Origin of the sequence: Vibrio navarrensis (assembly GCF_000764325.1) — a bacterium.
Classification (GTDB): domain Bacteria; phylum Pseudomonadota; class Gammaproteobacteria; order Enterobacterales; family Vibrionaceae; genus Vibrio; species Vibrio navarrensis.
Genome location: NZ_JMCG01000002.1, coordinates 334699 through 360459, shown reverse-complemented (window position 1 = coordinate 360459; position 25761 = coordinate 334699). Strand labels below are relative to the sequence as shown.

Here is a 25761-nt window from a genome sequence, read left to right as displayed (position 1 = left end):
TGGAGAGGAAATGAAAGAGCACTTCATACTCAATAAAAACAGGAAGGGACGTGATTTCCACGTCCCTTCCTCGGTAAGACAATTATTGTTGGCTTTTACTGTAAAAGCGTTGTAATTCAGTCAATCCTTGCATCAATACGGGCAGTTTCGGGCTGTCGTCTCTCACCCGCTTGTAGTTCTCATCGTATAACTTGAAGTTGCCAAACTTATCAATCACCGTCGTTTGGGTTGGTGTGATCAAGGCGATTTCACGAGTGTCACCCGCTAAAATCCAACGGCGTCTGCTCTCATCAAACAGATTCCGCCCTGAACTAAAGTCAGTTGGGTTAGAAGCAACGCCGAGCAGATCTTGCAACAAGGTCACCGACAGGTCGAGGTGGCTGGTGCTTTGATTAAACTGCGCGGGCAGTTTACCCGGCCAATGAATCACCATAGGAACCTGAAGCTGATAGCGGCTGTAGTTAGAATTCGCGCCCCAACTATTGGTTTGCGTTTCGTTAAACTCACTGCCGTGGTTTGAAGTCAGGATCACCACGGTGTTGGCACTCAGTTGCTGCTCTTCTAAAGTAACCAAAATACGCTGCAGCATATTATCGGCCATTCCTATGGCTTGATTGTACGTCTGTTTGAATTTTTCGCTGGCATTCGCGCCTTTTGGCATGGCCGAAGCATCAATGTCGTCCACGGAAGTCAGTTCGATAAAGCTAAACCAAGGCGATTTAGTTTGTTCGCCCAACCAGTTTTGCCAAGCTTCGACGGCTTTTTCGTCGTTAAACTCGGTCTGATTTTGTTCCTCAAGCTGGGCAGCAAGATGTTGTCCGCGGAAAATCACTTCGCGATACAGTGGGTCACTAAAGCCGTTACCGCTGAACAAAGCAAAATCATAGCCTTGCTCTTGCAATACGTTAAGGAAAATGGGCGCTGTGCCTTGCGCTTTGATGCTGCTGGCATAACTGGTTGGCAGGCCATAAAACAAGCCAAACACGCCAAAAGAATCGTTGCTTGAGCTGTAATGATTGGTGAACCACTGATTGTTGATTGCAAACTGGTAGGCCGTTGGCATTTGCGTTTCGCTCAAATGGTCTGCACGCCAGTTGTTGACATTGATCATCAGTATATTCAGGTGATTACCGCGACGATTAAACTCCAATTGCTCCAACGGATAGCGCACCAACTCGACGTTATTTTCGTTTGCCTCCAATCGCTTTAGGTACTCTTCTCTATCGAGTAAACCATGTTTCTCCATGAAGCTTTTCGCTGTCATAGGGTAGGAGAGTGGGAAGTTAGCGCGTTGGCTGGTGACCGGATTATAAAAATAGGCATCCGCCCACATGTAAATCAGGTGGCTGGTAATAAAACAGATAAAGAAAACACCGGCCAAAGGACGGCCAATGTGCTTATGAGCCAGCTTACGTTGTTTTTTCCACACCCACTCAGCAAGGCCAAGCTGGAGGAAAAAAATCAACGGTAAAACAACAAAAAGATGCTGCAAATCAGTGCTGATTGCCGATTTTTCATCGCTGAACAGCAACTCCCAAACGACTGGGGTTAAATGCAAATTGATCGACTGATAGGCTTGAGTATCGACGAGCAAAACAGTCAAGCCAACGGTGGCAAAGGTGACGGCAAAGAATCTGAACAACCGTTGGGAGGGCAGAAGAAAAGTGAGTGGAAACAGAATCAACAGGTACAGCGCGAAGACCAGAAAGCCAAAATGTCCGACCCAGGAAACAACAAGATAAAGCTGGCCCAAGAAGGTTTCCGGCCAAGGTGACTGGGCAATGTAACGCGTACCGATCAACATTGCAGCAATGATGTTGAAGAATGCAAACCAGTGACCCCAACCAACCAGTTTGGATACACGTTCGCCGTATGAGTTTCCGCTGTCTACCATGTATGATTCTGTTATCCGTGATTAATGAGTTTTTTGTTCTTTCAGAGAAGAGATCAGTGCCTGAGCAAATTTTTCTGCAATAACTTTACGTTGTGAAGCAGCAACTTGTTGATTTAAGACATTGGTAGCGATATTGCCCGCAATCATCAATGAAAGTTCTGGGGTCGCTCCGTGTTTGTCTAACACGGCGCCTATTTCAGCAAGAATCGTTTCAACTTGTTGGTCTGTGTATTTAGATGTAATCGGCATAACAACTCTAATAATGATAGTAAAAGCGGCTTATGATAACCTACAATGCCTCACAACTAAAACCTTGAAGCTAGATAAAAGATTATGAGCCTGCATCTTTCCAACGTTATTTTGCATCAGCTTAGTAAAAATGATCAGGATGAACTCACGGTCCACTACCGTTCTGAGTCTCTGAGCAACGATTCATCCACAGAAAATCTTGTGGCTGAGCTGCATCGAGTGTTCCACGCAAAAGCTGGAAAAGGATTCGGCAGCTTCAAATCAGACAGCGAATTTCAGATTTGGCTGCAAGCGATGCGTAAAAATGAGCTCAGTTTTTACGATTTTTCACAGAAAAGCGCCTCACGACTGAAAGATGAACTGAGTAAGTATCCTTTTGCGGATGAAGGTATCTTGGTATTTGCTGAGTACCAGAGCCTCGCAACGCACTATCTGTTTGTCGGCATCTTGCCGCTCAATCAAAGCCTGAAGGTTACGGAAGGTTTGGATATCAGTGCAACTGACTATTTAGATATCAATAAAATGGATATTGCCGCGCGTATTGATCTCTCCGTCTATGAAGTGGATAGCGAATCAAATCGTTACCTCTCTTATATTAAAGGGCGGGTTGGGCGAAAAGTGGCGGACTTCTTCTTGGACTTTATGCAAGCCGAGGTGGGCTTAGACAGCAAGCAGCAAAACCAAGTGCTGATCCAGGCGTTAGATGATTTTTGCACCGATGCTAAGCTAGAAAAGCAGGAAGTGAACGAGTACAGAAAGCAAGTTTACGATTACTGCAATGGGCAACTGAAATCTGGCGAAGAAGTGACGATTCGTGAGTTGTCAGATGAGCTCCCCTCAGGGCCTTCGGGCACCAGTTTTCTCGATTTTACTCAGGCACAAGGCTACCAGTTGGAAGAGAGTTTTCCAGCGGACCGTGGGCTGGTACGCAAGTTAACCAAGTATGTTGGCGCTGGTGGCGGTCTGAATCTTAGCTTCGACAGTTTGTTGCTCGGAGAGCGCATTTTTTACGATCCCGAGACAGATACGCTGACGATTAAAGGCACGCCGCCCAATTTGCGCGATCAACTTACGCGCAATTAGTCATCAAGCAAGTAAAATAGAAAAGAGAGCATGGGCTCTCTTTTTTGTTGTCTGACATGATGTTAGAAGATGGTATATGCTTGTAACAGGTGTTATTCAGGGATTAAACATGTCACTCACAGCAAAAAAAATGAAAATGCGATGTTCAGTTGGCTTGTTGGCTCTGTGGGCGTCGGTATCACTGTTTATCATGATTCAGGCTTACAACATGACGACGGTTGTGCAGGTGATTGAAGAGCTGGGCAATAAAGTTGAACAAACGCATAGCACTTTTGCCTATGAACGCTCGCAAAGAGTGAGTTTGAGCGATGAGATTTCACTCAATCTACAGATTATTTATGCGCTGCGTATTCAACTTGAAGCCAACTATGCAGAGTCTTTTTTTGCGCCAGATGTGTCGCAGTTTATCTACTCGACCGATCACTATCTGCAAAGTGTCAGGAGCCTACTTTCAATAGATAACCAACTTTCTGCCCTTGTTGACGAAATTCGGAAAAAGCGGCTACAAATCAGTACACAATCTCCTTTCGCGATCACACAGTACGCCCTTTTAGGCAGCTATGTCTCTGAAGCAGTCTTTTCCGTATCGCCACAATTTGATCTGATATTTAAGGATATTGACGATTTATTACTTGCTTCAGAAACCCTTCCTGATGAGTACGGTGTGCCTTTAAGAGAGCTTATCGCTGAAAGTGGTGATGTGTTGGCGGAGAATTTACAGATTGACCACTTAGTGCAACAAGTTAACAATCATGCCATTTATGCTCAACAATCAAAACTAGAAGAGTACGTTAACCGTATGATTTTGCACTATATGATGGTATTGATTGCCACCAGTGCTTTGTCTGTGTTGGGTATGCTCTTCTTGCTCTATTTGAAAGACAGAGGTGAAGAGGCGCAGGCACTGGAGAGCGTAAAACAGAGCAAACAGGCTCACGATCAAGAGGTCAGTTTGGATGCGCTCATCCGCTCCAATAGTGAGAAAGTGATAAGTTACTCCCAAGAGTCGTTGGAAGAAGGGAAGGTGATAGACACCAAAACCATGCTGGACTCACTTTCTGGGGATGAAGCGTCGGTGCGCTTATTATTGCAAGTCTTCATTCAAGATCATCGCAATGACTATCAGCGTTTCACTGATGTCGCGGGGCGTGACAAAGTCAAGGCGCAGCGTATCGTACACAGTTTGAAAGGCGTTGCCGCTAACCTTGGCGCGCTGCGGTTAAAAGAAGTGGCATTTGACATTGAGATGACGATGAAAAATGGTGATAGCGTGTCTGAGCAGCAGTTAGCTAAGTTGGAAGAGGCGCTGCGTGAAACCATAGACTTTGCCAAGCAGTTACTAGATGAAGAGTGGAATGAATGACTCGCGCAAAAAAGCGTAGCGGTTTAGGCTACGCTTGGATTGGTTGTTTATGGTTGTCGTGCGATTAAACCGTTTGTGTTTTTGCTAATGTGGATTCGTCCACATCGTCAATTTGCACGGTAGGCTCGCATTTGTCGACAAACCAGCCCATGTAAGAGGTGAAAATGGTCACCGCGATACAGACGAAGCTGAGCCACATAAAAGGCGCATAAGAGAGTGTCGCCACACCAAGAATACTCGCCATATAGATACCATTGTCACTCCAAGGCACCATACCCGAGGTAAGCGTGCCGCCAAATTCTGCGTTGCGTGACAGATTCTTGCGTTGGTAGCCAAGACGGTCATAGTTTTTGGCGCAGATCTTCGGAGTCAGAATCAATGATACGTACATTGCTGAACCAAATACGTTGCCCATAAAGGCCGTACCTATGGTGCTGGTCGCGAGCGACCCCGGGTTTTGCACACGACGTTCAAACAGTTTCGCGATGGTTTCTAGCACGCCGACTTTATCCAGCAAGCCACCAAACCCAAGACCGAAAACAATCACCGCTACCGAGCCCAGCATGGACGACATGCCGCCACGATTTAGGATCGAGTCGATAAAATCAACGCCAGACGAAATAGCAAACGGTGCCCAAGCGGTGTTAAACGCGGTAAGGAAATCGACATCCTGAATCATCACCGCCCAGATAATGCCCAGCAGAGAACCGAAGCTGATAACTGGGAAAGATGGCATGCGCATCGCAAGTAGCGCCAGAACGATAATCACAGGGACAAATGAGTAAGGGGTGATGTAGAACTGCTGTTCCATCGCCTTAATCACCGAATCCACTTGGCTCATGTCGACATTCCCAGCATAGTGAAAGCCAAACGCAGTAAACATCACACCAGTAATCACATAGCTTATCAGTGCAATTGGCAGCATGCCTTTGATGTGTTCCATGACTTCAACGTTGGACATTGACGACGCCAGAATAACCGAATCAGACAACGGTGACATTTTGTCGCCAAAGTAACAGCCGGATAATACTGCGCCAGCCGTGATCGGCGCTGGTACGCCAAGGCCTTGGCCAATCCCCATCATCGCGATACCTGCGGTACCTGCGGCGCCCCAAGAAGTGCCTGTTGCCAGTGCGGTGAGTGAACAGATGATCATAGTGGCTAAAAGGAAAATCGACGGGTGAATTGCCTGCAGACCATAGTAGATAATGGTGGGCACAATACCACCGGAAATCCAAGTGCCAACCAGAGCGCCTACCGCTAGGAGGATGAGTACCGCTCCCAAGCCATTAGAAATTCCGTTTAACGCCGCTGTTTCCAAGGTTTTGTACGAATGACCTAAGCGAATGCCCAACACCATGATGATGAACCAACCGATGTACAGGGCTAATTGAATAGGGAGATCTAGTTTCGCTGTAAACGAAAACGCCAAGAGTAGAAACAAACCGAGCGATATAATGACTTGTAGTAGGTTCGGTAAGCGAGTGTTTTCCTGCTTCATATATTCCTCTGAAGAATGTCGGAGCGTTAGAGGGATTACGCCCCCGGATAGTTAGGAGCTGTACCTTACATTAACATGGTGGATAATTCGAACGTTTTGGTTGTATGTTTTGGTGTTGATCGGTCTGATTGGTGTTTGGTGAAGTTTTCATCTATAAAATATGATATTTAGTGAGATTAAATGTTGTGTGATGTGAAATAAATGTGCTTCAAATGTTAATCTGGTCGTGGCGAGCTGGTATATTGACCAATCGAAGGTCTGACCAGAGTTAGGCGACGCTTGCTATGCATAGTGAGTATGATGAAAAAAAGACCGTTTCACTGAATTAACACTTGAGATTTTGCTGGGAAAATTGAACTATTGGGTTCAAATTCACTTTTTGGTTCGAGATTACACGGAGAGTTAATGTTATGAGAGTTGGTTTAGTTGGTTGGCGCGGCATGGTTGGTTCAGTCCTTATGCAACGTATGGTTGAAGAAAAAGACTTTGACCTGATTGAACCGGTATTTTTTAGTACCTCTCAGGTTGGTATTCCAGCGCCCCTATTTGCAAGCAATAAGGTTGGTGAAGACGCAGGCGTATTGCATGATGCTTTTGACCTCGAAGCCTTAAAACAGTTGGATGCGGTGATTACCTGCCAAGGTGGTAGCTACACAGAGAAAGTGTATCCGGCACTGCGCCAAGCAGGCTGGAAAGGTTACTGGATTGATGCTGCTTCAACACTGCGCATGGCACCCGATTCTATCATTACCCTAGATCCAGTAAACTTAGCGCAAATTCAGCAAGGCATTCACAAGGGAACCAATACCTTTGTTGGTGGGAACTGTACCGTGTCATTGATGCTGATGGCGCTCGGTGGTCTTTACGAGAAAGGCCTAGTGGAATGGATGAGTGCGATGACCTATCAAGCGGCTTCTGGCGCAGGCGCACAAAACATGCGTGAGCTCATTTCACAAATGGGCGTGATTAACGATGCCGTCAGTTCAGAGCTTGCTAACCCGGCCAGTTCTATTTTAGATATTGATAGAAAAGTTGCCGAAACGATGCGCAGCGCATCTTTCCCAACCGACAACTTTGGCGCGCCGCTGGCGGGTGCGTTGATCCCATGGATCGATGTGAAACGCGACAATGGTCAAAGCAAAGAAGAGTGGAAAGCGGGCGTTGAAGCAAACAAAATTTTGGGCTTGCAAGACTCGCCAATCCCTATCGATGGTACGTGTGTGCGTATCGGCGCAATGCGTTGTCACTCTCAAGCTCTGACCATCAAGCTTAAGCAGAATATCCCGTTGGATGAGATTGAAGAGATGATCGCAACGCACAACGATTGGGTTAAAGTCATTCCAAACGAGCGCGATATTACCGCTCAAGAACTGACACCTGCGAAAGTCACTGGCACCTTATCTGTGCCGGTCGGTCGTCTGCGTAAGATGTCAATGGGCGACGATTTCCTCAACGCGTTTACTGTTGGTGACCAACTGCTTTGGGGCGCTGCGGAACCTCTACGCCGCACCTTGCGTATTATTTTGGCAGAAAAACAGTAAGCTGCTTGGTTAATTCCACATTCTAAGCGCCGTGTTCACGGCGCTTTTTTTATCTCACTTGCGACGACACGTTTGTCAGGATCGGCCAGTTCGCTGCCACAATGTTTGCAATAGAGTGCATCGGACTCATGCCCAGAGCGCGAACAATTTGGGCATTTTACCAGTTGACGGTGTGAGTTCATTTCTTGGCTCAGTTCAGCCGTAATGATCCCGGTTGGTACAGCGAGAATCGAATAGCCCATTAGCATGGTCAGTGAGGCGATTGCTTTGCCAAAATCAGTTTCCGGCACTAAGTCACCGTACCCGACGGTGGTAATGGTCACAATCGCCCAATAGATACTTTTGGGAATACTGGTAAACCCGTGTTCTGGTCCTTCAAGGACGTAAATTAGCGCGCCGAAAATAGTCACCAATATTGCTACCGTGCTGAAAAAATCAGGATTTTTCGTCGTGCCATCAAAAGCGAACGCAGGAGCACGTTGGACTCCTGTAAATAGCGTACCAACTTAAGGATGCGGAAAATACGCATGACTCGCAGCAGCCGAATCACGCCCATAAACGTAGCAGAAGGGAACAGCAACACAAGGTAGGTTGGCAAAATGGCCAGCAGATCGACCACGCCGTAAAAGCTCTTCGCATAGGCGACGGGTTTGGGTGAGCAGTAGAGACGCAACAAGTACTCAATGGTAAAAAGCGCGGTAAAGCCGTATTCGAAATAACGTAGCTCTGTTGACCAAGAAGCGCGAACGGTAGGAATGGACTCTAATACCAGCACTGACAGTGAACTGAGAATGGCAATAATGAGAGCAATATCAAAAGCTTTGCCCGCAGGAGTGTGAGTGCCAAAGATGATAACGTACAGACGGTTTTTTAACGTTTCTTGAGACATGATGCGGCTGAAAATGATGTGGCTATTAAACAGTATCGTAGCCACATCATAACCTTAAAGCGAAAATCAGGCTAATCCGGGGAAAAGATTTCGCAAGCCATTGGCAATAAATTCAATGCCGAGTGCGCCAAGGATCAGGCCCATAATCCGCGTGATGACGTTAATGCCCGTTTGACCAAGGAAGCGCACGATAAGTGGTGCAGAGCGGAACAGCAGCCAAGAGCAAAAACTGAATATGGCGACAGTGATGACGATACCCACAGTGTCGAACATACTGGGGTAACGAGCGCCATAGACAATCGTTGAGCTTATTGCACCAGGCCCCGCCATTAAAGGCATGGCAAGTGGTACAACACCGATCTGCTCGCGGCTGACGTATTCGGATTGTTCTTGCTTGTTCTGTTTATCTTCACCGAGTTTACCGCTCATCATTGAGAAGGCAATACTGAGCAGCAACAATCCCCCCGCGACACGAAACGAATCGAGAGAGATGCTAAACATATCCAGCAGCATTTGACCTGCAAGCAGTGATACCACCAAGATCACTGCCACTGCGATGTTCGCAGTCAGTGCCGTTTTGTGTTTTTCTTCCGGCGTCATGTGCCCTGTTAGAGAGACAAAAACAGGCATGATGCCCACCGGATTGACTGCAGCAACTAAGCCTAGGAAAAATTGCAGAAAAATAGCGATTTCGAAGTTTGACATGACGAATTCATACAGAGGGACAGGAGCTTATATTCTAGAAAAGATGCTAAGAATTGACGAGAGAAAAAACGCCTTTTGCGTGCGGTTAGACTAATCTTATCCGAGCTCATCCGGTTGACCAGTTAACTGGGTTAACGGAAGGAGAGCAACTGTGCACATATGTAAATCCAAATGTTGAGATGTTTCATTTTGTGTGGGTCCGAGTTGGGATTCGTGCATAAACGTTAACATCCACACAAAACAGATAAAAAAAACGTCACGATGTGGAGAGATAATTGGGCTTAGATATACTCTCAGTAGCACAAGATTTGGGGTTCACATGTAATTTTGTGGACTAAAAATGAAACTTTTTTACAAATTATTGTGGCTTTTTTAGTTGTTTGGTTCGATTGCTTCTTTTTTGCTCAGTGGTTAAGTTGATTTTATTTATTTTTAAATCAATTGGTTAGTTTTATTTTGAGCGATAAGGTACCACTTTTGAGGGATTTCGCGAGTGAGAACTGATCCAAGTCAATTATTTTCACACTCTGAAATATTATACTCAGTCCTGAAAGCAATTTACTAAGACGGTTGTTAAGTAAGTTACTGATAGACAATCAAAACAACCAACAAGTCGCCTTACTAAAAAGTTTTTAATATTTGTTAATTTAGGAGAATCCCTATGCCTGTAACTAATATGGCTGAACTAGATGCGATGATTGCACGCGTTAAGAAAGCACAAGAAGAGTTCGCTACTTTCTCTCAAGAGCAAGTCGACAAGATCTTCCGTGCTGCTTCTCTTGCTGCAAACCAAGCGCGTATCCCGCTAGCGCAAATGGCGGTTGAAGAATCTGGTATGGGTATTGTTGAAGATAAAGTAATCAAGAACCACTTTGCGTCTGAATTCATCTACAACAAATACAAGGATGAGAAAACCTGTGGCATCCTCGAGGAAGATGACAACCTAGGTACAATGACTATCGCTGAACCTGTAGGTATCATCTGCGGTATCGTTCCAACCACTAACCCGACTTCAACCGCGATCTTCAAATCTCTGATCTCGTTGAAAACTCGTAACGGTATCATCTTCTCTCCACACCCACGTGCAAAGAATTCAACCAACGCAGCTGCGAAACTGGTTTTGGATGCTGCTGTTGCCGCTGGCGCACCAAAAGACATCATCGGTTGGATCGACCAACCTTCAGTTGAGCTTTCAAACGCACTGATGAAGCACGATGGTATTGCACTTATCCTTGCAACTGGTGGTCCAGGCATGGTGAAAGCGGCTTACTCTTCTGGTAAACCAGCAATCGGTGTAGGTGCAGGTAACGTTCCTGTTGTTATCGATGAAACTGCTGACATCAAACGTGCAGTGGCTTCTATCCTGATGTCTAAAACGTTCGATAACGGTGTAGTGTGTGCTTCTGAGCAAGCAGCGATCGTTGTTGACGAAGTATATGACGAAGTGAAAGCGCGTTTTGCTTCTCACAAAGCTTACGTTTTAAGCAAAGCAGAAGCAGAAAAAGTACGTAAAGTACTGTTAATCGATGGCGCACTGAACGCGAAAATCGTAGGCCAACCAGCCGCTGCTATTGCTGAAATGGCGGGTGTTAAAGTACCTGCGGATACTAAAGTGCTGGTGGGTGAAGGTCTGGGCAAAGTCTCTTACGATGACGAATTCGCTCATGAGAAACTGTCTCCAACTCTAGGTCTATTCCGTGCGGACAACTTCGAGGACGCAGTTGCTCAAGCAGTAACTATGGTTGAGATTGGCGGTATCGGTCATACTTCTGGCCTATACACTAACCAAGACGTAAACGCAGACCGTATTCGTTACTTCGGTGACAAACTGAAGACTGCACGTATCCTTGTAAACATCCCAACTACTCACGGTGGTATCGGTGACCTTTACAACTTTAACGTTGCACCATCTCTAACTCTTGGTTGTGGTTCATGGGGTGGTAACTCTATCTCTGAGAACGTAGGTCCTAAGCACCTAATCAACAAGAAAACTGTTGCGAAGCGAGCTGAAAACATGTTGTGGCACAAACTACCTAAGTCAATCTACTTCCGTCGTGGTAGCCTTCCAATCGCACTAAGCGACCTAGAAGGTAAGAAACGCGCATTCCTAGTAACTGACCGTTTCCTATTCAACAACGGTTACGCAGATGACGTAGTACAACTTCTTAAAGCTCAAGGCATGGAAGTTCAAACATTCTTTGATGTTGAAGCTGACCCAACGCTATCTGTTGTAGAGAAAGGCGCAGCTGCAATGCAAAGCTTCCAGCCAGATGTGATTCTCGCGCTAGGTGGTGGTTCACCAATGGATGCGGCGAAGATCATGTGGGTAATGTACGAGCACCCAGAAACTCACTTCGAAGAACTTGCAATGCGCTTTATGGATATCCGTAAACGTATCTACAAGTTCCCTAAAATGGGTAAGAAAGCTGAGCTTGTCTGTATCACTACCACTTCAGGTACAGGTTCAGAAGTGACACCATTCGCGGTTGTTACTGACGACAAGACTGGTGCTAAGTACCCACTAGCAGACTACGAATTGACTCCTCAAATGGCAATCGTAGATGCGAACCTAGTGATGAACATGCCTAAGTCTCTAACCGCATTCGGTGGTTACGATGCAGTGACTCACGCGCTAGAAGCTTACGTATCAGTTCTAGCGAACGAATACTCTGACGGTCAGGCTCTACAAGCTCTGAAGATGCTAAAAGAGTACCTACCTTCAAGCTATGCGAACGGTGCAAAAGACCCAATCGCTCGTGAGAAAGTACACAACGCAGCGACTATCGCTGGTATCGCATTCGCCAACGCGTTCCTAGGTGTATGTCACTCTATGGCGCACAAGATCGGTGCTGAGTTCCACCTACCACACGGTTTGGCGAACGCACTTCTGATCTCTAACGTGGTACGTTACAACGCGAACGATAACCCAACTAAGCAAACTGCGTTCTCTCAATACGACCGTCCACAAGCACGTCGTCGTTACGCTGAAGTTGCTGACCACCTAGGCCTAAGCCAAGCTGGTGACCGCACTGCGCAGAAGATTGAACGTCTACTTGCATGGTTGGATGAGCTGAAAGGTGACCTAGACATCCCAATGTCTATCCAAGCAGCTGGCGTTGCTGAAGCTGACTTCCTAGCGAAAGTGGATGAACTTGCAGTAGAAGCGTTCGATGACCAGTGCACTGGTGCGAACCCACGCTACCCACTCATCGCTGAGCTGAAAGAAGTACTACTTGCTTCTTACTACGGTAAAGCTTTCGTTGAAGGTGAAACTTTCGAAGGTACCACCGTAATCAAGAAGAAAGCAGACCAAGAAGCCGCTAAAGTTGAAGTGGCTAAAGCAAAGAAAGAAAAAGCGGACGCCTAAGTAAGACGGACGTTTTGAGATAGGTTTTCGCTAGCACGAAACCTAAAAAATCGGGAAAAGAGCAAAGCCCCTATCGAAAGATAGGGGCTTTTTTTACCTATCCATCAACATGAAAGGCGTTGGGATTGTACATAAGGTTCGCGGTAAAAGTGAGGATGGTGGTCAAACCTCGGCGCTGACTACCCGTCCGCTAAAGTACTCGTTGGCGACAATGTACTCTGTATTGCGGATGAGTTCGTCTTGCACTTGCGCCCAGTGTGATTCATCAACGTGATTTTGTGTGTGCGACAGAGCCGGGATAACACCACCGACGCGAATATTGAAAGGGGTGAGCTCTTTGGCCCAACTGTGGGTAAAGCCAGAAACGAGCGAGGTGACACTTTCCACGCCAGAAAAGTTTTGATAATCGGCGTGAGTGATAACATTGACGATCACGCCTTTCGTTTCTGTTTGCCGCATACGTTCGGCGCAAACCTGACCAAAGCGATACAGCGCACCCGCGGTGGAGGAGAGTTGTTCGACGAAACCACCATCGGCGGCATGACCGGTTAAAGACGGGAGAGGGAGCGAAGTCCAGCAGTTGACGAGCACATCGGGAACTTGCGCAAACTGCTGTTCTATCTCGGCAAAAAGGCGCTGAATGGTTTCGGTTTGGTCATCACAGATGGCAATAGAACAGGCTTTGTCGGTAATCGTCGCTAACATTTTCTGTGTTTCAGCCAACTGCGCTTTATTTTGGTCGCTCAGAATGATGGTCGCGCCGAGCTTGGCAAAGTGTAGGGCGATGGTTCGGCCGAGCAGAGAGCCTGCATTCGTTACCAAGATTAGCGCGTGCTTAATTTCCATTTCCCCGACTCCATGTGTTAGCGGTACTTTCATCTTGGGAGAAAATGGGGCTTTTCAGTGTGAATAACGTCAAACTAATGACTATCTGAGTCAAGCAGAATGCCAAAGTATGTAAAAAGTCACACTTTAGTCAGTACTTGTAGTGCAACGCATTAATATTCAATAAGTTAAAGTCTAGACTGATGCGCTCAATCGGGCTTTGGCCCAGGCGGTTGACAGCTGATTATACAGCCCGGCTTCAGGTAGGAGTGGAGTGTTTGGCTGCGCTAGCTGGCGTCTTTCATGGCCGGAAAGGTTTTGATACACCTCTTCCGGGAGATCGAAAGTCTCCTCTGGCATATAGGCGAGCGCGTCGGCGATAAGGTAGTGGCTGAGTTTGCTTGAGGCGAGCCCCGCGCGGTGAAACTGCTTTGCTTGCTCCGCTGAAATAGTGTAGCTGGATTGATCGCTTCTCAGTTTCTGCGGCTCGCTTAAAGCAAATTGTTGACGCAGAATTTGCTCCGTGACCGGTTGCGAGTCCGTTTCTTCTACAGGCGTTATGTGGCGTGCATCATTGGAAAACATCGATAGCAGCAAAGCGAAATCGGCACGACGACCATCATGAATGGCGTGGTTAATTCCTGTGCCAAACTGAAGCTCGTTGATGATGCCCGCTTTGTCTAAAGTATGTATTTGCATTATGCCCTCCGCCTGATGTTTTTATAGCGGCAGCAACATAGGTAACTTTAGGTAAAATAAAAGAAAACCCGCTAAGATGAGCGGGTTTGAATTAGTGACTAAATTGAACTTAAGGTGTCGCGAATTATTTCGCTAGGTTCGCTGCAACGAATTCCCAGTTGACCAGAGCCCAGAAGCCGTTCATGTAATCTGGACGTAGGTTGCGGTAGTCGATGTAGTAAGCGTGTTCCCATAGGTCAACGGTTAGCAGTGGCGTCACACCTTCTTCAGTGATCGGTGTTGCTGCGTTTGAGGTGTTAACGATGGCTAGAGAACCGTCAGCCTTTTTCACCAACCAAGTCCAAGAAGAACCGAAGTTGTTGATAGCTGAGTCAGTGAATTTTGCTTTGAACTCTTCGAAAGAACCAAATGCTGCGTTGATTGCATCAGCAACGGCACCTGTTGGCTCGCCGCCCGCATTTGGCGCAAGGCAGTGCCAGTAGAAAGTATGGTTCCAAACTTGTGCTGCGTTGTTGAAGATACCGCCAGTTGAAGTTTTGATGATCTCTTCTAGAGATTTGCCTTCAAACTCAGTGCCTGGGATTAGGCCATTCAGTTTTACAACGTAAGTGTTGTGGTGTTTACCGTGGTGGAACTCAAGAGTTTCTGCAGAGATGTGTGGCTCAAGAGCGTCTTTTGCGTAAGGAAGAGCGGGTAGTTCAAATGCCATTGCTCGATTCTCCATCTATTTGAAGGGGTAACCTTCGATTGCTTCCAGTGTTATTTATCCGATTTTCAACCTGCTTTGGCATGGTTGAATGTCTTTATGACTGACTTGCGCTATAGTTTAGCAAGTTTTTACTTTATTAAAAGGGCTAAGTGACAATTTCTATATGAAATTTCTTTGTCATCGCGCCCCTGATTATAGCCCTAATTTTTATGTGCTTTTTATTCTTGAGTAATAAGGTAAAATGTCGCGATTATTTGCAGTAACTCCATCTAGAGGAAGCAATGGAAACTATCGATAAAATCAAACAGCAAATCGCAGAAAACCCAATCCTTCTTTACATGAAAGGTTCTCCAAAGCTACCAAGCTGTGGTTTCTCCTCTCAAGCAGCTCAAGCTCTGATGGCTTGTGGTGAAAAGTTCGCTTATGTGGACATTCTGCAGAATCCTGACATCCGCGCCGAGCTACCAAGCTACGCACAATGGCCAACGTTCCCACAGCTTTGGGTTGAAGGTGAATTGATCGGCGGTTGCGACATCGTGATCGAGATGTTCCAAAAAGGCGAACTTCAGCCATTGATCAAAGAAGCCGCGGCACGCGCTGCGAGCAACGAAGCGGAGTAATCTCGCTCTGCTTTGCTCTCCCATGGATGACGTGGTGTCAGAGTAGTGGTGATGAGCAATCACGTATAGAATACAAAGGAGCTGCTATTTGGCTCCTTTTTCTTTTTTGAGTGGGTAGAATGAAAATCAAACTATATTACGTCCATGATCCTATGTGCAGTTGGTGTTGGGGTTACAAACCCACCTTGGACAAACTAAAACAGCAGTTGCCGGGGGTAATTCAGTTTGAATATGTGGTCGGGGGGCTTGCTCCTGATTCGACCCTGCCGATGCCACCAGAAATGCAGCAAAAGATAGAAGGGATTTGGCATCAGATTGAGCGTCAGCTCGGTACCCGTTTTAACTATGATTTTTGGACCAAGTGCACACCCGTGCGCAGCACTTATCAAGCGTGCCGAGCGCTAATCGCAGCAGGATTTCAAGACAGCTACGAAGCGATGCTTGATGCTATCCAACAAGCGTATTATCTGCGCGCTATGCCACCGCATGAGGAGGCGACGCACCGCCAATTGGCAAAGGAGCTTGGGCTGAATGTGTCACAGTTTGAGCATGATGTGAATGGGGCGTTTCTTGAGGGAGTTTTTCAGGATCAATTGAGTTTCGCGAGCAGTTTGGGTGTGAACTCCTATCCGAGTTTAGTGCTGCAAATCAACGATGCCTATTTCCCGATCGAGGTGGATTACCTTTCATCAGAATCGACGCTTAAGCAGATCCGCGAACGCATTTTACAAACGATGCCTGCGCAGTCGTAGTGATCAGGATGCCAGTTAAAACAAAGCCGCTCATTGAGCGGCTTTGTTGTTGATGGATGTTCTATCACTACAGAATCATCGCGGCGATCCAGCCAAAAATGATCAGTGGAACGTTGTAGTGGATAAATGTAGGGACAACGGTTTCCCAAATGTGTTCATGTTGACCGTCGGCATTGAGGCCAGACGTTGGACCTAAAGTAGAGTCCGAAGCCGGTGAGCCTGCATCACCAAGTGCTGCTGCAGTGCCCACTAAAGCGATGGTTGCCATCGGTGAGAAGCCAAAAGCGATCGCCAGTGGCACGTAAATGGTGGCCAGAATTGGGATAGTAGAGAACGAAGACCCAATGCCCATGGTGACCAGCAAGCCTACAATCAACATCAGCAGCGCGGCCAGCGCTTTGTTGTCACCAATGCTAGTCGAGAGTGACTCTACCAAAGTTTCTACGCCGCCAGTCTGCTTCATTACCGCAGCAAAACCTGCCGCAGCGATCATAATGAAACCGATCATCGCCATCATGTGTACACCTTTGGTAAACACATCGTGCGTTTCTTTCCACGCAATCACGCCACCAAAGGTAAACACCATGAAGCCAGCGAGCGCACCGATGATCATTGAACCGGTGTAAAGCTGAACGCTCAGCGCGGCGATGATACCAACGGCGGCAACCAGAATATGTTGCTTGTTCAGCCCTTGCGTTTCATCGTGCACGACAGTGAGTTCAGTCTCTGCGTATTCGCGAGGCTTACGGTAGCTAAAGAAAATCGCAATCAATAAGCCGCAAACCATTCCTGCACCAGGCAAGAGCATCGCGGTAGGGACTTGGCTGGCAACGACATTGTCTAGGCCGTTGTCGTGCAGATTTTTCAGCAGAATGTTGTTGAGGAAAATGCCGCCAAAGCCAACGGGTAACACCATGTATGGGGTGATGAGACCAAACGTTAGCACGCACGCGATAAGACGACGGTCTAGTTTTAGTTTGGCAAAAACGCCCAGCAGAGGTGGAATCAAAATGGGGATAAAGGCGATATGCACAGGGATAACGTTTTGCGATGACATAGTCACCAGCACTAGCGCCACGAGCACGGCATATTTGAGGCCGGTGGTTGAAGCGGCGCTGTCTTTACCGTTGAGGCGTTTGATGACGCTTTGCGCCAAAAGATCGGTGATGCCTGATTTGGAAATCGCCACCGCAAAAGTACCTAGCATGGCATAACTCAAGGCAATGGTTGCGCCGCCACCAAGGCCGCTCTCAAACGCGGCAATGGTATCGCCGAGATCCATGCCAGCCACCAAGCCACCTACGATGGCACTGAACGTGAGGGCGACCACCACGTTCACTCGCATCAATGCCAAAATCAGCATGACGCAAACAGAAATAACAACAGGATTCATAGTTTTCTCAGGAAGTTGTGTTTACTTATTATTGTCTTCATCATCGACAAGCGGCCAGCCACCTAACGCTTTCCACTTATTGACAATGCCGCAAAATAGCTCTGCGGTTTTCTCGGTATCGTATAGGGCAGAGTGCGCCTCACGATTATCAAATTCCATCCCCGCGGTTTTACACGCTTTGGCTAACACCGTTTGGCCATAAGCCAAACCACTTAAAGTGGCAGTATCAAAGGTGGCAAAGGGATGGAAAGGGATACGTTTTAGCTTGCAGCGCTCGTTGGCAGCGTTGACAAAGCTGAGGTCAAATGCGGCATTGTGTGCCACCATGATGGCGCGGCCACAGTCTGCCGCTTTTTGCTCTTTGCGGATCAGTTTGTAGATCTCTTTGAGTGCTTCCTGTTCAGTCACAGCGCCGCGTAGCGGGCTAAAAGGGTCGCGGATGCCATTAAATTCTAAGGCTTCCTTTTCTATATTGGCCCCTTCGAATGGTTCGACATGAAAGTGAATGGTTGATGCGGGGTGAAGATCGCCATGTTCATTCATTTTCAACGTGATGGCGCAAATTTCCAAAAGTGCATCAGTTTTTGCATTAAACCCGGCAGTTTCAACGTCTACGACGACAGGGAAATAGCCGCGAAAACGTTTTTTTAGGGTCTGTGCTGTGTTTTCTACAGTCATGTTTCTATTTATTTGTGTGACAAAGACGGCATTATTGCAGATTATGACGGCGAAAAAAACGCTACAGAAAGAGAAAACGGCAAAAGTTTACGGGTTTGATGGCTAGATTTTTGCATGTAAATTTCGAAATGAAGTTGGGTAATGTGCGTTGGCAAACTTGCCAGAGCGTGCAGATGATTGAAGAGATGTTGCCGATAATGAAAATGTGGCTTGTAACCAGTAGTTTAGTGCTAACCACTTTTGCCTCTGTCTCCACGATGGCGATGGACAAACGTTATGTGGCCACGCCGCAACAATCTCAGTGGGAGATGGTGGTCAACTCGCCGCTGGAATGTCGCTTGGTGCATCCCATTCCGAACTTTGGCGACGCGGAGTTTTCTTCGCGTGCCAGCAAAAAAATCGTGCTCGATTTTGAGCTGAAAATGCGCCGCCCGATGGGCGAAACGCGTAATGTCAGCTTGATTTCGATGCCGCCACCTTGGCGACCCGGAGAGCGCGCCGATCGCCTAACTACGCTCAAATTCTTTAAGCAGTTTGATGGTTATGTGGGCGGTCAGACCGCTTGGGGTATTTTGACCGAGCTGGAGAAAGGGCGTTATCCGACATTCAGCTATCAAGATTGGCAAAGCCGCAATCAGCGCATTGAAGTGGTGCTTTCGGCGGTGCTGTTTCAGCAAAAATACAATGCGTTTAGCGACTGCATCGCTAACTTACTGCCGTACAGTTTTGAAGATATCTCCTTCACCATTCTGCATTACGAGCGTAACGGCGACAAACTGACCAAAGCGTCGCAAAAACGCCTTTCGCAAATCGCTGAATACGTGCGCTACAACACCGATATTGATCTGGTGTTAGTCTCCACTTACACCGATTCGACGGATGGCACTAGCCTGAGTCAGAACCTTTCTGAGCGCAGAGCGGAATCGCTGCGGGAGTACTTCAAAGCGCTGGGGCTGACAGAAGATCGCATTCAAGTACAAGGCTTTGGCAAACGTCGCCCAATTGCCGACAACGCGACGCCAATCGGCAAAGATAAGAACCGCCGCGTCGTTATTTCGCTAGGCAGGACCGAGGTATAAGTTCAGTTGAGCCTAAATTTGGCGATAATTTCGCATTGGGTTGCGGTATCGATCTTCTCTACCAACTGCGCAATTTTTGGGTTTGGGTGACGTTTTAGGAAATCAAACAGCGCTTTTTTACAACAGCCGATGGAATCAATAAAGTTCTCGCATTGATGCTGTGGGCACTGCGGGATCAAGGTCAGCACTTTTTCTGAAGCGAGCTGCAAGTACTTGAGTTCATACTCGGTGTCACCAGCCCAACGCCAGAATTGCGCCAGATTATGACAAGAGATAACCGAAATTAAGATCTTATCATCGGCTTCAATCTCAACGCTATTGGCTATCTCGTCACTCAGTGCCAAGGCTTGTTGGTAGTGCAGAATACTGCGAATTGGATCGTCGAGTTGCAGTGCAGTGTCTGCCAATAAGGTGTGTTTTTCCCACTCGTTTATCATGCTTTTCTTCCACTTAGCCAAACTCTCATTAATCTAAATGAAAATAATTCTCATGTAAAGCGGCGTCAATGAAACAAAAAAGAGGAAGCGCTTGGCTTCCTCTCTCACATCACTCAGTGTGTCAGACGGTGGTTATCACCCCTCAGAATGTCCGGCTTAGCCTTCCAATCCTGCAGATGCTTGTTTGTTCTGAATCAGCTCAATCATGTAGCCATCGGGATCTTTGACAAACGCGATGTGCGTTGTGCCGCCTTTTACCGGTCCCGGTTCGCGCGTGACGTTGCCGCCTGCCGCTTTGATGGCATCACAAGTGGTGTAAATATCATCAACACCAATCGCAATATGGCCGAACGCGGTGCCGAGATCGTATTCAGACGTGCCCCAGTTATGCGTCAATTCGATCACTGCGCCTTGTGACTCGTCACCGTAACCAAGGAAAGCCAAGGTGTACTCGTATTCCTTGTTCTCGTTCTTGCGCAGCAGTTGCATACCCATGACTTCGGTATAAAACTGAATAGATTTGTCTAAATCCCCCACGCGTAGCATGGTGTGTAAAATGCGACCATTTGACATTGTTTGCTCCTAATCAATCGAACTTAGTTATCTGGGTAGACCTTCTCTTTGAACTCACAAAGGTCTTCTATAATACAGCTCCCACAACGCGGCTTTCTGGCGATACAGGTATAGCGGCCGTGGAGAATCAACCAGTGATGGACATCAAGTTTAAATTCCTTGGGCACCACTTTCAGCAGCTTTTGCTCTACTTCATCCACATTTTTACCGATGGCAAACTTGGTGCGGTTAGATACACGAAAAATGTGTGTATCAACGGCAATCGTTGGCCAGCCAAACGCAGTATTGAGCACCACATTAGCCGTTTTTCGCCCAACGCCCGGTAAAGCTTCGAGTGCTGCTCGGTCTTCCGGCACTTCACCGCCGTGTTTTTCCAGCAGAATCTGGCAGGTTTTAATGGTGTTTTCTGCTTTCGAGTTAAACAGGCCGATGGTTTTGATGTACTCTTTCAGGCCGTCGACCCCTAAATCTAAGATGCTTTGCGGGGTATTCGCCACCGGGAAAAGTTTGTCCGTGGCTTTGTTGACGCTCACATCCGTCGCTTGGGCTGAGAGCAGCACCGCGATAAGCAGTTCAAACGGTGAATTCCAATTGAGCTCCGTTTGTGGGTTGGGATTGTGCTCGCGCAAACGCTGCAAGATTTGAATTCGTTTTTCTTTGTTCATGCTGACTTCCAAGGGAAAGGCTTAGCGCTAGGATAATTATAATGGCCGCTAAGCCGATAAAACCGATTAGGCGTTAGTGACGCGTGCGCGCTCGATTGCCGGCTTTTCTTGTTGAGGCTGACGTGCTTTGAGATTGGCATCAATCACGTTTTTCAGGGCAATCAAAAAGCCGACGCCAATAAATGCACCCGGTGGCAACAAGGCTAATAAAAAGCTGGTGTCAAAATGGAATATTTCTATACGCAGTGCGGCAGCCCAATCTCCCAGTAATAAATCGGCGCCATCAAAGAGTGTCCCGTTGCCGAGAACTTCACGCATCGCGCCGAGCACGACCAAAACGCTGGTCATGCCCATCCCCATCCAAAAGCCGTCTAATGCTGCGGGCAATACCTCATTTTTAGAGGCATACGCTTCTGCTCGGCCGATGATGATGCAGTTGGTGACGATCAGAGGAATGAAAATACCGAGAGAGAGATAGAGCCCGTAAGCATAGGCATTCATCAGCAATTGTACGCAGCTTACTAAAGACGCGATGATCATAACGAACACGGGGATGCGGATCTCTTTCGGGACATGATTGCGGATCAAAGAGACACTGACGTTTGAGCCAACCAACACCAGTAAGGTAGCAATACCGAGGCCAAGCGCATTGGTGACGGTTGAGGAGACGGCAAGCAGTGGGCATAACCCGAGCAGTTGAACCAGAGCGGGGTTATTGCTCCACATGCCGTTTTTCAGCAAAGTTTTATGTTCACTCATGGCTGTTCTCTCCACAGTTTAATGGCTGAGTCAGAAGTTGCTGGCGATTAGCGTTGACAAACTCTACCGTATTACGCACCGCTTTTACAACGGCACGGGGTGTGATGGTCGCGCCAGTAAATTGGTCGAAATCGCCGCCATCTTTGCGCACCTTCCAACGGTCATAGTTGCTTTCATTGAGTTGCTTACCGGAAAAACTGCTGATCCAGTCGCTCACACGCAAGTCAATCTTATCACCCAATCCGGGTGTTTCTTGATGGCTGAGAACGCGAGTTGCCAAAACCGTGCCTGTGTTATCAATGCCTGTGATGATTTTAATCGCGCCGTTATAGCCATCTGGAGCGATGGATTCAATCGCGATCGCGGTTGGTTCACCGTTCAAGGTCGCGAGGTAAGCGGGCATGGCTTTATCGGTGCCAAGAGCTGGATTGGTGAGCAAAATACAGGATTCAAACAGCAGATTATCGTGCATCTGTTTGGGAATCACCTGATTGAGCACTGAAGAGAGCTGCGCTTGCTCTTGGCGCTTGATCTGATCTTTGGTGAAATATTGGGTAACGGCCACCAAACCTGTGGTGACACAGGCAAAAATAGCGAGCGTTAATCCGTTGTGACGAATGGCGTTAATCATGCACTTTTCCTGTTTAATGTCCGTAAGTTCGCGGTTTGGTGTAGTAGTCGATCAACGGTACACACATATTGGCTAACAGAACGGCAAAGGCGACACCATCAGGGTATCCGCCCCAGCTGCGAATCACGAAAACCAAGGTGCCGATGATGGCGCCAAAGATCAATCGACCTTTCACCGTGGTGGATGCAGACACCGGGTCGGTGGCAATAAAAAACGCGCCGAGCATGGTTGCGCCCGAGAGCAGGTGAAGGACTGGAGAAGCAGTTTCGCCAGGCGCAAACAGCGCAAATAGACTGCTGAGTACCGCTAATGCGCCAAGAAACCCTGCTGGAATGTGCCATTGGATAATTCTTTGTTTGATAAGCACCAAGCCGCCGAGCAGATAGGCGAGGTTTACCCACTGCCAGCCCAGCCCTGCCAAGCCTTCAAAGATCGGCTGTTGAAGAATCTCTGAGGGTGTCGCACCAGCGCGTAACCCAGTTTTGAAAGCATCCAGTGGCGTCGCTGTGGTGATGCCATCGATGCCTGCACGCACTTGCTGGAGTGAAGAGCCATCAAGCGTCAAACCACTAAAAATAAGGGAAAGTGTATCGCCAAAAGTGGTAGCTTCGCGGCCAACGGTTTGCCTAATCTCTTGCAGCATGCTTGGCTCATTCCAACTGGTCATTTGCACCGGAAATGAGATAAGCAGAACCACGTAAGCGACCATGGCCGGATTGAATGGGTTTTGTCCCAAGCCGCCATAAAGGTGCTTGGCAATCACGATGGCAAACACCAGACCAATGGCGATGATCCACCAAGGCGCCAAAGGCGGGATCGCGACAGCGAGTAACCATGCCGTGACGAGGGCGCTGTTATCGCGTAAAGCGCGCGCAGGTGAACGCTTTCTCAACAGCATGACCAAGGCTTCTAAACTCAATGCTAGGGTGATGGCCATGATCAGTTGAATCAAGGTGCCCCAGCCGAAAAAGTAGCTTTGTGCAATCAAGCCAGGCAAGGCACACAACGCGACCCATTTCATCAGGTCAGGCGTGCTGCGTCGATTATGGGCGTGTGGTGAACTGGCAATAAAAAACGACATTACTCGTTCTCCTCAGACTGATTCTTTTCTGCTTGTTGTTGTGCTTTGCGTGCTTTAGCGCGGGCAATAGCGGCTGCGACGGCGGCTTTTTTCGGGTCGTCTTGCACTTCGGCTGGCTCTGCTGGCGCTGCAACTGCCTCTTCACTTTGTGCTTTACGCGCTTTGGCGCGGGCAATCGCGGCTGCGACGGCGGCTTTTTTCGGATCGTCTTGCACTTCGGCTGGCTCTGCCGGCGCTGCGACTGTCTCTCCACTTTGCGCTTTACGTGCTTTGGCGCGGGCAATCGCGGCTGTGACAGCGGCTTTTTTCGGATCGTCTTGCGTTTCGGCTGCTTCTGTAGGCGCTGCAACTGCCTCTTCACTTTGCGCTTTACGCGCTTTAGCGCGGGCAATGGCGGCTGCGACGGCGGCTTTTTTCGGATCGTCTTGCGCTTCTGCTGCTACAACTGCTTCTTCACTTTGCGCTTTACGCGCTTTGGCGCGAGCAATCGCGGCTGCGACAGCGGCTTTCGAGTCGGAACTCTTGGCCTCATCGTCAACGCTTGGCGGCGTTTCTTTGGCCGCTTTACGCTCGCGAGCGAGGCGCTTACGTTCTTCACGCAGTTTGGCCATTTCGGCATTATCAGGTTCGGTTTTCCCTGCTTGTAAAGCCTGCGCTTGCTTTGCTTTCGCTTTGGCAATCGCGGCGGCAACGGCAGGTTTGACTTCGGTTTGCGAGCGGCTTTCTTGCGCTTTCTGAGCTTTAACTCGTGCAATCGCCGCGGCAATCGCATCATCGCCGCCAGTTGATTTCATCTCTTTCCGGCGATCATCAGCCGCTTTCTTAAAGCGGTTTTCCCGTTCCTCTTTCTCTCGCTCAAGGCGCGCTTTTTTCTCTTCAAAACGCAGTTTAGCACGCTCGGCGGCTTCAGCTTCTTGAGCGCGAGTGCGGATTTCGGCTTTTGCTTGGCGATAGTAGTTGACCAGTGGGATTTCACTCGGGCAGACGTAAGCACAAGCGCCGCACTCGATACAATCTTTCAGGTTGAGCTCGGTGCACTTTTCGTACTCTTGCGCTTTGGCGTGCCATTGCAACTGCTGAGGCAAAAGCGATGCAGGGCAAGCCTCAGCACACGCGCCACAGCGAATACAGTCCATCTCATAACGAGATGGTTCAATTTCCCGACGGGTTGGCGCGAGAATGCAGTTCGAGGTTTTGGTGATTGGCACATGCGCGTGCGGTAGGCTAAAGCCCATCATCGGGCCGCCCATAATCAGGCGCGGCAGTTTTTTATCGGCTTGATAGCCAAACTCGTCCAGCAGTGCTTGCACTGGTGTGCCTAGCAAAGCCCAGACATTGCGTGGCTGTTTGAAGGTGTTACCCGTGAGAGTCACAACGCGGTTGACCATCGGCTCGCCATCGACAATCGCTCGTTTGACCGCGTAGAGTGATCCGACGTTCTGTACCAAAATACCGATATCGGCAGGAATGCCACCGGCAGGCACTTCTTTGTTGGTCAACACTTTGATCAGTTGTTTTTCGCCGCCAGAAGGGTATTTGGTCGGGATAACGCGAATCACGATATCTTTGTTGATGGCGGCTTTTTCTAACGCCGCGATCGCAAGGGGTTTGTTGTCTTCAATGCCGATGATGGTGAGCTGGGGCTTTAAAATATGCTCTACAATTTCAATACCTTGGATAACTTCGTCGGCGTGCTCTTGCAGCAGTTTGTCGTCTGCGGTGATGTAAGGTTCGCACTCGGCGGCGTTGACAATCAGAATGTCAGTACGACTCAGCCCAGATTGCAGCTTTTTGGCGGTCGGAAAGCCAGCGCCGCCCATACCGGAAATACCCGCCATGCGGATGAGATCGACCAATGTTTCCGCATCGCACTGCGTGTAATCGCTCACAGGTTGCTTGGGTGCCCATGCATCTTGGCCGTCTGGGCGAATAACGACACACAACTCACTTAAGCCGGAAGGGTGCGCGGTGGTTCTTGGCTCAATCGCTGTGACAATTCCAGAGGTGGACGCATGCACTGGCAGAGTAAAGCCTGTGGTTGACTGAGTGAGCGCTTGCCCTTTGAGGACGCGATCGCCAATGTTGACCAACAGGTTGCCCGCTTTGCCAATGTGCTGTTTAAGCGGCAGAACGATTTCTTGCGGGATGGAAGCAAAAACCAGCTCTTGCTGGTTAGATTGGGTTTTGTTTTCGGCCGGATGAATCCCTCCGGGGAAGTCCCACAGGGCGCCAGTACGAATTTGTTCAATCAAAGACAACATGCTGCCC

General features: G+C 48.2%; 23 protein-coding genes and 1 pseudogene. 7 read left to right on the top strand and 17 right to left on the bottom strand.

Going from position 1 to position 25761, the window contains the following annotated elements; translation table 11 throughout:
- Positions 1–82 precede the first annotated feature (82 nt).
- Both EA26_RS15970 and EA26_RS15965 read right to left on the bottom strand, forming a co-directional pair.
- On the bottom strand, positions 83–1894 hold the full coding sequence (locus EA26_RS15970; protein WP_039429985.1) for a DUF3413 domain-containing protein: 1812 nt from the start codon (positions 1892–1894) through the stop codon (positions 83–85).
- Positions 1895–1915: 21 nt separating this feature from the next.
- Positions 1916–2143, bottom strand: a complete 228-nt coding sequence (locus tag EA26_RS15965; RefSeq protein ID WP_039429982.1) for a YejL family protein — start codon at positions 2141–2143, stop codon at positions 1916–1918.
- A gap of 84 nt (positions 2144–2227) precedes the next feature.
- Here EA26_RS15965 and yejK point away from each other — a divergent pair, with 84 nt between their 5' ends.
- Together yejK and EA26_RS15955 are read left to right on the top strand one after the other, a co-directional pair.
- Complete coding sequence (gene yejK, locus EA26_RS15960; RefSeq protein WP_039429980.1) at positions 2228–3226, top strand: nucleoid-associated protein YejK; 999 nt, start codon at positions 2228–2230, stop codon at positions 3224–3226.
- A gap of 109 nt (positions 3227–3335) precedes the next feature.
- Entirely contained in the window at positions 3336–4589 is a 1254-nt protein-coding gene (locus EA26_RS15955) for an Hpt domain-containing protein (RefSeq protein ID WP_039429977.1), read from the top strand.
- A 64-nt stretch (positions 4590–4653) separates the two neighbouring features.
- On the opposite strand, the gene nhaC is transcribed toward EA26_RS15955, so the two are convergent.
- Positions 4654–6126 carry a Na+/H+ antiporter NhaC gene (gene nhaC, locus EA26_RS15950; RefSeq protein WP_331437049.1) on the bottom strand — a complete coding sequence of 491 codons (1473 nt, stop codon included), beginning with the start codon at positions 6124–6126 and terminating at the stop codon, positions 4654–4656.
- Positions 6127–6500: 374 nt separating this feature from the next.
- On the opposite strand from nhaC, the gene asd reads away from it, so the two are divergent.
- Entirely contained in the window at positions 6501–7631 is a 1131-nt protein-coding gene (asd, locus tag EA26_RS15945; RefSeq protein ID WP_039429973.1) for an aspartate-semialdehyde dehydrogenase, read from the top strand.
- A 35-nt stretch (positions 7632–7666) separates the two neighbouring features.
- Here asd and EA26_RS15940 read toward each other — a convergent pair.
- Both EA26_RS15940 and EA26_RS15935 read right to left on the bottom strand, forming a co-directional pair.
- Positions 7667–8520: pseudogene (locus EA26_RS15940) on the bottom strand (ion transporter).
- Positions 8521–8586: 66 nt separating this feature from the next.
- On the bottom strand, positions 8587–9225 hold the full coding sequence (locus tag EA26_RS15935; RefSeq protein WP_039429970.1) for a YchE family NAAT transporter: 639 nt from the start codon (positions 9223–9225) through the stop codon (positions 8587–8589).
- A gap of 661 nt (positions 9226–9886) precedes the next feature.
- Between EA26_RS15935 and adhE the strand changes: the two genes are divergently transcribed.
- Entirely contained in the window at positions 9887–12592 is a 2706-nt protein-coding gene (gene adhE / locus EA26_RS15930; protein ID WP_039429968.1) for a bifunctional acetaldehyde-CoA/alcohol dehydrogenase, read from the top strand.
- A gap of 162 nt (positions 12593–12754) precedes the next feature.
- On the opposite strand, the gene EA26_RS15925 is transcribed toward adhE, so the two are convergent.
- From EA26_RS15925 to sodB, 3 genes are all read right to left on the bottom strand, one after another.
- Complete coding sequence (locus EA26_RS15925; protein ID WP_039429966.1) at positions 12755–13438, bottom strand: SDR family oxidoreductase; 684 nt, start codon at positions 13436–13438, stop codon at positions 12755–12757.
- Between the two features lie 174 nt (positions 13439–13612).
- Positions 13613–14116 (bottom strand): VC2046/SO_2500 family protein, encoded by a 504-nt coding sequence (locus EA26_RS15920; protein WP_039429964.1) that lies wholly within the window; start codon positions 14114–14116, stop codon positions 13613–13615.
- 124 nt (positions 14117–14240) lie between these two features.
- Positions 14241–14825 (bottom strand): superoxide dismutase [Fe], encoded by a 585-nt coding sequence (gene sodB / locus EA26_RS15915; RefSeq protein ID WP_039429962.1) that lies wholly within the window; start codon positions 14823–14825, stop codon positions 14241–14243.
- A gap of 281 nt (positions 14826–15106) precedes the next feature.
- On the opposite strand from sodB, the gene EA26_RS15910 reads away from it, so the two are divergent.
- Both EA26_RS15910 and EA26_RS15905 read left to right on the top strand, forming a co-directional pair.
- The gene (locus tag EA26_RS15910) at positions 15107–15445 is read left to right on the top strand and encodes a Grx4 family monothiol glutaredoxin (protein ID WP_039429958.1); all 339 of its coding nucleotides are present in this window, start codon (positions 15107–15109) and stop codon (positions 15443–15445) included.
- Positions 15446–15564: 119 nt separating this feature from the next.
- Positions 15565–16197 (top strand): DsbA family protein, encoded by a 633-nt coding sequence (locus EA26_RS15905; RefSeq protein ID WP_039429957.1) that lies wholly within the window; start codon positions 15565–15567, stop codon positions 16195–16197.
- Positions 16198–16264: 67 nt separating this feature from the next.
- Here the strand turns inward: EA26_RS15905 and EA26_RS15900 are convergent, their stop codons facing one another.
- Together EA26_RS15900 and rnt are read right to left on the bottom strand one after the other, a co-directional pair.
- The gene (locus tag EA26_RS15900) at positions 16265–17590 is read right to left on the bottom strand and encodes a Na+/H+ antiporter family protein (protein ID WP_039429954.1); all 1326 of its coding nucleotides are present in this window, start codon (positions 17588–17590) and stop codon (positions 16265–16267) included.
- Between the two features lie 21 nt (positions 17591–17611).
- On the bottom strand, positions 17612–18268 hold the full coding sequence (gene rnt / locus EA26_RS15895) for a ribonuclease T (protein ID WP_039429951.1): 657 nt from the start codon (positions 18266–18268) through the stop codon (positions 17612–17614).
- A 197-nt stretch (positions 18269–18465) separates the two neighbouring features.
- Here rnt and motY point away from each other — a divergent pair, with 197 nt between their 5' ends.
- Positions 18466–19347, top strand: a complete 882-nt coding sequence (motY, locus tag EA26_RS15890) for a flagellar protein MotY (protein ID WP_039431602.1) — start codon at positions 18466–18468, stop codon at positions 19345–19347.
- A gap of 2 nt (positions 19348–19349) precedes the next feature.
- On the opposite strand, the gene EA26_RS15885 is transcribed toward motY, so the two are convergent.
- The 7 genes from EA26_RS15885 to rsxC form a co-directional block, all read right to left on the bottom strand.
- Positions 19350–19784 (bottom strand): DUF2753 domain-containing protein, encoded by a 435-nt coding sequence (locus tag EA26_RS15885; protein ID WP_039429949.1) that lies wholly within the window; start codon positions 19782–19784, stop codon positions 19350–19352.
- A gap of 156 nt (positions 19785–19940) precedes the next feature.
- Positions 19941–20357: a lactoylglutathione lyase gene (gloA, locus tag EA26_RS15880; RefSeq protein WP_039429946.1), complete on the bottom strand. Its 417-nt coding sequence runs from the start codon at positions 20355–20357 to the stop codon at positions 19941–19943.
- A gap of 23 nt (positions 20358–20380) precedes the next feature.
- Positions 20381–21022, bottom strand: a complete 642-nt coding sequence (gene nth, locus EA26_RS15875) for an endonuclease III (protein WP_039429944.1) — start codon at positions 21020–21022, stop codon at positions 20381–20383.
- Positions 21023–21088: 66 nt separating this feature from the next.
- The gene (locus EA26_RS15870; RefSeq protein WP_039429940.1) at positions 21089–21781 is read right to left on the bottom strand and encodes an electron transport complex subunit E; all 693 of its coding nucleotides are present in this window, start codon (positions 21779–21781) and stop codon (positions 21089–21091) included.
- Complete coding sequence (rsxG, locus tag EA26_RS15865; protein ID WP_039429938.1) at positions 21774–22412, bottom strand: electron transport complex subunit RsxG; 639 nt, start codon at positions 22410–22412, stop codon at positions 21774–21776. The genes EA26_RS15870 and rsxG overlap by 8 nt, the downstream gene beginning before the upstream one ends.
- A gap of 13 nt (positions 22413–22425) precedes the next feature.
- On the bottom strand, positions 22426–23493 hold the full coding sequence (gene rsxD / locus EA26_RS15860; protein WP_039429935.1) for an electron transport complex subunit RsxD: 1068 nt from the start codon (positions 23491–23493) through the stop codon (positions 22426–22428).
- A complete protein-coding gene (gene rsxC / locus EA26_RS15855) occupies positions 23493–25754 on the bottom strand; it encodes an electron transport complex subunit RsxC (RefSeq protein ID WP_039429933.1) in 2262 nt (753 codons plus the stop codon). Before rsxC ends, rsxD begins: the two co-directional genes overlap by 1 nt.
- Between the last annotated feature and the right edge of the window lie 7 nt (positions 25755–25761).

Excerpts from the sequence above, each read along its gene's own strand:
- rsxC (WP_039429933.1), bottom strand. The coding sequence starts at position 25,754 with ATGTTGTCTTTGATTGAACAAATTCGTACTGGCGCCCTGTGGGACTTC.
- rnt (WP_039429951.1), bottom strand. The coding sequence starts at position 18,268 with ATGACTGTAGAAAACACAGCACAGACCCTAAAAAAACGTTTTCGCGGC.
- asd (WP_039429973.1), top strand. The coding sequence starts at position 6,501 with ATGAGAGTTGGTTTAGTTGGTTGGCGCGGCATGGTTGGTTCAGTCCTT.
- EA26_RS15955 (WP_039429977.1), top strand. The coding sequence starts at position 3,336 with ATGTCACTCACAGCAAAAAAAATGAAAATGCGATGTTCAGTTGGCTTG.
- EA26_RS15935 (WP_039429970.1), bottom strand. The coding sequence starts at position 9,225 with ATGTCAAACTTCGAAATCGCTATTTTTCTGCAATTTTTCCTAGGCTTA.
- rsxD (WP_039429935.1), bottom strand. The coding sequence starts at position 23,493 with ATGTCGTTTTTTATTGCCAGTTCACCACACGCCCATAATCGACGCAGC.
- EA26_RS15885 (WP_039429949.1), bottom strand. The coding sequence starts at position 19,784 with ATGATAAACGAGTGGGAAAAACACACCTTATTGGCAGACACTGCACTG.
- EA26_RS15920 (WP_039429964.1), bottom strand. The coding sequence starts at position 14,116 with ATGCAAATACATACTTTAGACAAAGCGGGCATCATCAACGAGCTTCAG.
- gloA (WP_039429946.1), bottom strand. The coding sequence starts at position 20,357 with ATGTCAAATGGTCGCATTTTACACACCATGCTACGCGTGGGGGATTTA.
- EA26_RS15970 (WP_039429985.1), bottom strand. The coding sequence starts at position 1,894 with ATGGTAGACAGCGGAAACTCATACGGCGAACGTGTATCCAAACTGGTT.
- adhE (WP_039429968.1), top strand. The coding sequence starts at position 9,887 with ATGCCTGTAACTAATATGGCTGAACTAGATGCGATGATTGCACGCGTT.
- sodB (WP_039429962.1), bottom strand. The coding sequence starts at position 14,825 with ATGGCATTTGAACTACCCGCTCTTCCTTACGCAAAAGACGCTCTTGAG.
- nth (WP_039429944.1), bottom strand. The coding sequence starts at position 21,022 with ATGAACAAAGAAAAACGAATTCAAATCTTGCAGCGTTTGCGCGAGCAC.
- yejK (WP_039429980.1), top strand. The coding sequence starts at position 2,228 with ATGAGCCTGCATCTTTCCAACGTTATTTTGCATCAGCTTAGTAAAAAT.
- rsxG (WP_039429938.1), bottom strand. The coding sequence starts at position 22,412 with ATGATTAACGCCATTCGTCACAACGGATTAACGCTCGCTATTTTTGCC.
- EA26_RS15905 (WP_039429957.1), top strand. The coding sequence starts at position 15,565 with ATGAAAATCAAACTATATTACGTCCATGATCCTATGTGCAGTTGGTGT.
- motY (WP_039431602.1), top strand. The coding sequence starts at position 18,466 with ATGAAAATGTGGCTTGTAACCAGTAGTTTAGTGCTAACCACTTTTGCC.
- EA26_RS15910 (WP_039429958.1), top strand. The coding sequence starts at position 15,107 with ATGGAAACTATCGATAAAATCAAACAGCAAATCGCAGAAAACCCAATC.
- EA26_RS15870 (WP_039429940.1), bottom strand. The coding sequence starts at position 21,781 with ATGAGTGAACATAAAACTTTGCTGAAAAACGGCATGTGGAGCAATAAC.
- EA26_RS15900 (WP_039429954.1), bottom strand. The coding sequence starts at position 17,590 with ATGAATCCTGTTGTTATTTCTGTTTGCGTCATGCTGATTTTGGCATTG.
- EA26_RS15925 (WP_039429966.1), bottom strand. The coding sequence starts at position 13,438 with ATGGAAATTAAGCACGCGCTAATCTTGGTAACGAATGCAGGCTCTCTG.
- EA26_RS15965 (WP_039429982.1), bottom strand. The coding sequence starts at position 2,143 with ATGCCGATTACATCTAAATACACAGACCAACAAGTTGAAACGATTCTT.